This window comes from Paraplanobispora takensis, from assembly GCF_016863195.1.
GTDB classification, from domain to species: domain Bacteria; phylum Actinomycetota; class Actinomycetes; order Streptosporangiales; family Streptosporangiaceae; genus Planobispora; species Planobispora takensis.
On record NZ_BOOK01000085.1, the window covers coordinates 20,970 to 27,676 of the forward strand.

8 protein-coding genes are annotated in these 6,707 nt (G+C 73.2%); 5 read left to right on the top strand and 3 right to left on the bottom strand.

Annotated elements, in window-relative coordinates; genetic code table 11:
- Positions 1-5: 5 nt before the first annotated feature.
- Positions 6-959, top strand: coding sequence for a helix-turn-helix transcriptional regulator (locus Pta02_RS39230; RefSeq protein ID WP_203880119.1), 954 nt, complete (start codon positions 6-8; stop codon positions 957-959).
- Positions 960-1,136: 177 nt separating this feature from the next.
- Entirely contained in the window at positions 1,137-1,463 is a 327-nt protein-coding gene (locus tag Pta02_RS39235; protein WP_203880120.1) for a phosphatase PAP2 family protein, read from the top strand.
- 55 nt (positions 1,464-1,518) lie between these two features.
- Here Pta02_RS39235 and Pta02_RS39240 read toward each other — a convergent pair whose 3' ends face one another.
- From Pta02_RS39240 to Pta02_RS39250, 3 genes are all read right to left on the bottom strand, one after another.
- Positions 1,519-2,259, bottom strand: a complete 741-nt coding sequence (locus Pta02_RS39240) for an ABC transporter permease (protein ID WP_203880121.1) — start codon at positions 2,257-2,259, stop codon at positions 1,519-1,521.
- Complete coding sequence (locus tag Pta02_RS39245; protein WP_203880122.1) at positions 2,252-3,133, bottom strand: ABC transporter ATP-binding protein; 882 nt, start codon at positions 3,131-3,133, stop codon at positions 2,252-2,254. Before Pta02_RS39245 ends, Pta02_RS39240 begins: the two co-directional genes overlap by 8 nt.
- A gap of 81 nt (positions 3,134-3,214) precedes the next feature.
- Positions 3,215-3,610, bottom strand: a complete 396-nt coding sequence (locus Pta02_RS39250) for a DUF6069 family protein (protein WP_239131571.1) — start codon at positions 3,608-3,610, stop codon at positions 3,215-3,217.
- Between the two features lie 131 nt (positions 3,611-3,741).
- Between Pta02_RS39250 and Pta02_RS39255 the strand changes: the two genes are divergently transcribed.
- The 3 genes from Pta02_RS39255 to Pta02_RS39265 form a co-directional block, all read left to right on the top strand.
- On the top strand, positions 3,742-4,899 hold the full coding sequence (locus Pta02_RS39255; protein ID WP_203880123.1) for a sensor histidine kinase: 1,158 nt from the start codon (positions 3,742-3,744) through the stop codon (positions 4,897-4,899).
- Positions 4,900-4,927: 28 nt separating this feature from the next.
- Positions 4,928-5,518, top strand: coding sequence for a response regulator (locus Pta02_RS39260; protein ID WP_203880127.1), 591 nt, complete (start codon positions 4,928-4,930; stop codon positions 5,516-5,518).
- A 449-nt stretch (positions 5,519-5,967) separates the two neighbouring features.
- A partial coding sequence (locus Pta02_RS39265; protein WP_203880124.1) for an MCP four helix bundle domain-containing protein occupies positions 5,968-6,707 on the top strand: 740 nt, incomplete at its 3' end.

Consider the following 6,707-nt stretch of genomic DNA (forward strand, 5'->3'; position numbering starts at 1 on the left):
GAGACATGGCGGACGTCACCGAGCGCATCCTCGCCCTGCTGGCCACGCTCCAGACCGGCCGGGCGTTCAGCGGCGACGAGCTCGTCGTACGGCTCGGCGTCAGCCCCAGGACCCTGCGCCGCGACGTCGACCGCCTGCGCGGCTACGGCTATCCCGTCGAGACCCGTCCCGGTCCCGGGGGTCACTACCGGCTCGTCGCGGGCGCCGCGATGCCGCCGCTCGTGCTCGACGACGACGAGGCGGTGGCGACCCTGCTGGGGCTGGCCACCCTCGCCGCCACCGGCAGCGCCGCCGAGGGCAGCGTGGACGAGGCCGCCACCCGGGCCTACGGCAAGGTCGACCACTATCTCCCCAAGCGGCTGCGGCACCGCGCCGCCCAGCTGCGCGCGAGCCTGGAGACCGGCTCCTCCCCCGCCCCGAGTGTCAGCGCCGACGTCCTGTCCTCGCTGGCCGAGGCCATCCAGCGCCGCAACCCCGTCGCCTTCGACTACACCGGCAGGGACGGCTCGGCCACGTCCCGGCGGGCCGAGCCGTACCGCCACGTCCACCACAACCTGCGCTGGTACCTCCTGGCCTGGGACCTCGGCAGGGACGACTGGCGGGTCTTCCGCCTCGACCGCGTCACCGGCCTGCGGACCTCGACCGGCACGTTCACGCCGAGGCCGCTGCCCGCCGGCAGCGCGCTCGACTATCTCCGGCAGGGGATCGCCAAGGACCGCGAGCGCGTCGTCCTCACCGTGCGGGCGCCCCTGCCCGCCGTCGCCGACGCCTTCAAACACCAGGAGGTCGAGCTCCTGGCCCTGGACGAGCGGCGGACCCGGGCCGTGCTGATGCTCGACACCTGGCAGTGGCTGCTGCTGAGCCTGGCGTTCCTCGACGCCGGCTTCACCGTCGACGAACCGCCGGCCTTCCGCGACGCCCTGCGCGCCTTCGGCGCCCGCCTGCTCGGCGAAGGGTGAGGTCCCGGGCACTGCGATCACCGAGGGGTACGGCACAGCCGGAACCCGGGTCTTGCCGGTGGGCGGGTCCGTACGGATGATCCACCCGCTCCCGGAAGTCCTCACCCACGCCCCAGGTGGCGTCGAGCCATCTTCACGCCCGGGTGGGAACGCGCTCCCCCGGCGCGGGGAGGTCCCATGGACATCACGAGGCCCGGCAGGCCGATCGCCCTGGTCATCCTGCTTCTGCTCGTCTTCGCGCCCGCCGTGCCGGCCGACGACGGCAACCCGTACACCCGGCCGGACCCCGGCTGGCAGCCGCGGGCCGGGAGCCCAGGATCGTCGCCCGAGTGGATCTCGGAGCACAGCTCCTACAGCGGTGCGGCGGCGACCGTCCTGGCCGGGTTCCTCTGCGCCGACGCCATCGCCTTCAGCCTGACCGCGGACGGCGCGCCGGGCGGCGCGGCCAGGAGCTATCCGGGATTCTCCGCCGCGGCGGCGGAGGCCGGACGCTGCCCCCTGTGACAGGCCGGCCGGCCAGGTGCGCCCGCGGGCATCCGAAAAGGCCGACGTCACGGGGTCAGGAGAAACGCCTGCCCTCGTCGCGACGGTAGGCCCATATGGCGGCGGCCGCCATGACACCGGTCCAGAGGGCCAGCATGGCCAGCGACACCGCGCTCGGGCGCAAGCCCGCGGTCGACCACCAGATCAGCTCGGCCGCACCCCTGGTGGGCACGTACGGCGAGAGGGCCTGCACGAACTCCGGCAGCACCTGCGGCGGCAGCAGCAGTCCTCCGAGGATGGCCATCGGGAAGAACAGCAGCTGCGAGACCGCCATCGCGGCCTTCGACGCCAGCGTGAAGCCGACGAACAACCCCATCAGCATGAACGGCACGACGCCCGCGATCAACGCGCCGAATCCCAGCAGCAGCCGGGCCGGCGTGATCGTCGCCTCGGTGAACAGCGCCCCCACCACCAGGACGGGGATCACCGAGATCAGCACGACGGCGAGCGTCGACAGGATCCGCCCGGCGAAGCGCGGGAGCGGGCCCGCGGGCAGCGTACGCAGGTACGGGTTCCACGCCAGCTCACGGTCCTGGGAGACCGCGTTGCTGAGCCCGATCAGCGCGGACGACATGGCGCCGAAGAACATCAGCGAGCCCGTCGCCGTCGTCGCGGCCGTCGCGTCCTGGCCGGTGAACGGCACCACGAACGCCACCATCGAGACGGCCGGGAAGAACGCGCTGGCCAGGATCCCGATCGGCACCCTGATCTGCTCGATCACGAGATAGCGGGTGTGGGCGAGGATCAGGCTAGGCATGGGCGGACTCCTTCGAGGTCAGGGTGAGGAAGGCCTCTTCCAAGGTGGCCGGCCTGATCTCCAGGCCGGAGAACGGCACTCCGCTGCGCACCAGCTCCACGACCAGCCGGTCGGGGTCGCTGACGAGCAGGTCGATCCGGTCGTCCACGCGCTCGGCGCCGAGTACCCCCGGCAGCTCGGGCAGGTGCGCGGCGACGAGGGAGACGCGCCGGGTGCCCGCCATGCCGCGGACGGCCCGCATGCTGTCGTCGGCCAGCACGCGACCGTGGCCGACCACCAGGACGCGCTCGGCCAGCGCCTCGATCTCCTCCAGGTAGTGGCTGGTGAGCAGCACGGTGCCGCCCTCCTCGTGGAAGGTCTTGATGCCGTCCCACAGCGCCCGCCTGGCCTCGACGTCCAGCCCGGTCGTGGGCTCGTCGAGGAACACCAGCCGCGGCCGGCCCGCGAAGGCCAGTGCCACCGCCAGCCGCCGCCGCTGCCCGCCGGACAGCCCTCCGACCTGCCGCCCGGCCAGGTCGCCGAGGCCGAATCTGGCCAGCAGCTCCGCCGTGCCGACGCGCTCGGGGAAGTGCCCGGAGACGAAGTCGGTGATCTCGCCGACGCGCAGGGACTGGGGCAGCCCGGTCTCCTGGGGCGTCACGCCGATGCCGCGCCGCCTGGCCGGGTCCATCGGTGAGCCGCCGAACAGCCCCACCGTGCCCGACGTCGGCCGGCGCAGTCCCGCGAAGAGGTTGATGAGGGTGGACTTGCCCGCGCCGTTCGGGCCGAGCAGCCCGATCAGTTCACCCGCCCGGATGTCGAGCGAGACGCGGTCGAGCGCGAGCACGTCACCGTAGCGGCGGGTGACCTCGATCGCCTGGGCGAGGATCGTCATGTCATCTCTCCTGTGTCGTCGCACTGCCGTCCGGCGGGGTGCGAATCGTCTTGCACGTGATCCGGCGTCCGCGGGGCGCGTTCATCGCCGCGGCAGCCCCAGGACGAGTACGGCGCCGACGATCAGGTGCAGCAGGACCAGCACCAGCGTGGCGGTGGGGCCGACGGCGCCGCCGAGCGGACCGGACAGCGACAGGGCGAGCACGACCAGGGCGACGATCGTCCAGATCCGGCCGGGCCGGGAGGTGAACCGCTCGAGAACGGCCAGCAGCGTCCAGCCCGCCAGCCCGGCCAGCAGACCCGTCACCACGACCGGGACCGGCCCGACCGGCTGCGTGCCGCCGCCCATCCGCACGGTCGGCTCGGTTCCGATCACTGCGACCGCCAGGGCCCAGGCGGCCAGGGCGGCCGCGGGTGCGCCGATCACGGTGAGCAGTCTTCTGGTGGAGGTGTTCATGTTCTTCGTGGAGGAGTTCATGCCGCTCAGCCTCGCCCGGCGGCCCGCCCCGCCACATCGGGCGCGCGGTCGGGCCGTGTCCTCCCCCGGCGGGGTGGGGGTCCGACTTTGGTAGGTGATGGATCCGCCGTACCGCCGACTAGCCTGAGCCGATGAGCAAGATCCGGCCCCCGCGCCCGCACCCGCTCGCGATAACCGGCATGGTCCTCGGGATGGGCGTGCTGACCGCCGTGGCGCTGTGGGGCCAGGCCGGCCGGCCCACCTGGGGGCTGGACGTGGCGATCGCGGTGGTGAGCCTTCTCGCCGCGCTCGCCCAGCTGTGGTGGCCGGTCCACGGGACGCTGGCCGCCACCCTTCTCGCCGCGCTCTCCCCGGTGGCCACCCCGGCGGCGACGGCGGGGTCGCTGCAGGTGGCCCAGCGCAGGCGCTTCCCCGTCGCCGCCGCGGTGACCGCCGCGGGCATGGCGGCCCACCTGGTCCAAGGGCTGTGGCGGCCCAACTCCGGCATCTCTCTTTCATGGTGGTTGCTGCTGATCTGCGCCGCCTACGGCGCGCTGCTCGGCTGGGGCGCGCTGGCGCGCTCCCGCCGCGCCCTGCTCGGCTCCCTGCGTGAACGCGCCCACCGCGCCGAGGCCGAACAGGGCAGGCGGATCGCCGAGGCCCGCATGGCCGAACGCCGCCGGCTCGCCAGAGAGATGCACGATGTGCTGGCCCACCGCCTGTCCTTGGTGGCCACCCACGCCGGAGCCCTGGAATACCGCCCGGACTCCTCCCCCGACCGGATCGCCGCGGCCGCCGGGGTGGTCCGCACCGGTGTCCACCAGGCGCTGGAGGAACTGCGCCAGGTGATCGTCCTGCTCCGCGAGCAGGACGACGAACTGGACGAGCTCGACCCCTGGCCTGGCCTGGCCGATCTGCCCGACCTGATCGCCGACGCACAGCAGGCGGGCCAGCCGGTACGGCTGCGCGAGGAGGTCGCCGACATCGCCGCCCTGCCGCCGGCCGCGTCCCGGACCGCCTACCGGGTCGTGCAGGAGGGGCTCACCAACGCCCGCAAACACGCCCCCGGCCAGCCGGTCGACGTGCTGTTGCGCGGCGCTCCCGGCGCGCCCCTGCTGATCGACATCCGCAACCCGCCGCCCCCGGAGCGGGCCGTCCCCCTCGCGCCCGGCAGCGGGCTGGGCCTGGTCGGGCTCACTGAGCGGGTACGGCTGGCCGGCGGGCAACTGGACCACCACAGCACCGACGCGGAGTTCCGGCTCCAGGCCCGGCTACCATGGCCGCGTGATCCGCGTGCTGCTGGTCGATGACGACGCCCTGGTCCGTGCCGGACTGTCCATGATGCTCGACGGCGCCGCCGGCATCGCCGTCGTCGCCGAGGCGGCCGACGGCCAGGAGGCCATCACCGCCACCGACGCCCACGCCCCCGACATCGTCCTGATGGACCTGCGCATGCCCCGCGTGGACGGCATCACCGCCACCCGCCGGCTGCGTGCCCGGTCCCGGCCGCCCGAGGTGATCGTGCTGACCACCTTCGACACCGACGAGAACGTCCTGCACGCGCTCCGCGCGGGCGCCGCCGGGTTCCTGCTCAAGGACACCTCGCCGCCGCAGATCGTGGAGGCGATCACCCGGGTCGCCGCGGGAGACCCGATCCTGTCCCCGCGCATCACCCGGCGGCTGATGGAGCGCACGGTCGCCCAGGCCGGCGCCTACGAGCGCGCCCGCGCCGCGCTGGCCGCCCTCACCCCCCGCGAACACGAGGTGGCCCTGGCGATCGCCCAGGGCAGGACGAACGCCGACATCGCCACCGATCTGGCCATGGGCGTCACGACCGTGAAAGCCCACGTCTCCAGCATCCTGACCAAGCTCGGCCTGGACAACCGCACCCAGATCGCGCTCCTCGCCCACGACGCGGGCCTCACCTGACCGGGGGAAGCCGACGTCCTGCAGGAGGCCCTGGACCTGCTGGGCCTGGGCGGCCTCTGGCCCGACCGCCGGCCCGATCTCCTCGATCCCTCCTACGTCGCCCAGGCCACGACCGCCCGCCGGAGAACCTCGCCTACGGACATCTGTGGTGGACGACCGCCGTCGCGGGCCACCACGCCTTCGTGGCCGGCGGTTACGCGGGCCAGCACATCGTGGCCGCCGCCGTCGCCGACGACGGCCCGTCCCGGAACGGAGCACCCTCGGACGCGGGTCCCTGAGCCGGGCCGCCGGACCCCGGCACGGCCTGCCCCGCCGGCCGTGATCCCCGCAGAACGTCCCCTCCGACGACGGCTCACATTTCGGTCCCGGCTGCCGATGGGAAGCACGACTGTTCGTCTCTCCCGCTGCCCCCGGCAGTGCACCGGTCTCGCACTGGAAAGGACCTGATCGTGACCGATTTCCCCGCCGACACCGCGCGGCCCGTGGTGACCGTGCGCCGCAACGCCGTGCTGGGGTGGTTCGCCGACCGCGGCATCGCCGCCAAAGTGTTCATCACCGTGCTCCTGATGACCGTCATGGCCGGGGTGATCGGCACAGTCGCGCTGAGCCGCATGTCGACCATGGACGACAACATGCAGACCATGGCGCAGAGCAACGACAAGGTCGCCAGGATCGGTGACTTCTGGAACGCGATGGCCAACCTTCACGATGTCTCCGTCGCCACGGCCGTGGCCCCCGCGGCGGAGAAGGCGGCCACCGCCTCCCAGGTCGTGAAGCTCACCGAGCGGGTGACCGAGGCGTTCGAGGCCTACAAGGCCGTCGCGCCCACCGACGTCGCCGACGTGCAGAAGAACATCGTCTCCTTCGAGGAGGCCTGGAAGGACTTCCAGGTCCTGCGCGACTTCGGCCTGCTGGGCAAGGCTCTCCCCGCCGGGTACAGCCCCGCCGACATGAGCCGCTTCCCCGAGCTGTCCGCCCGGATCAACACCGCCACGGCCAATCTCACGAAGCTGGAGAAGGACCACGCCAAGGCGATGACCGCCGAGGCCGCCGACAGCTACGAGTCCGCCCGCACCCTGATCCTGGTGCTGCTCGGCGCCGGTCTGCTGCTCGCCCTCGCGCTGGCGCGGCTGGTGTCCGGTCAGATGGTGCGCTCGCTCCGCTCGCTCCTGCGGGTGCTGGGCATGAT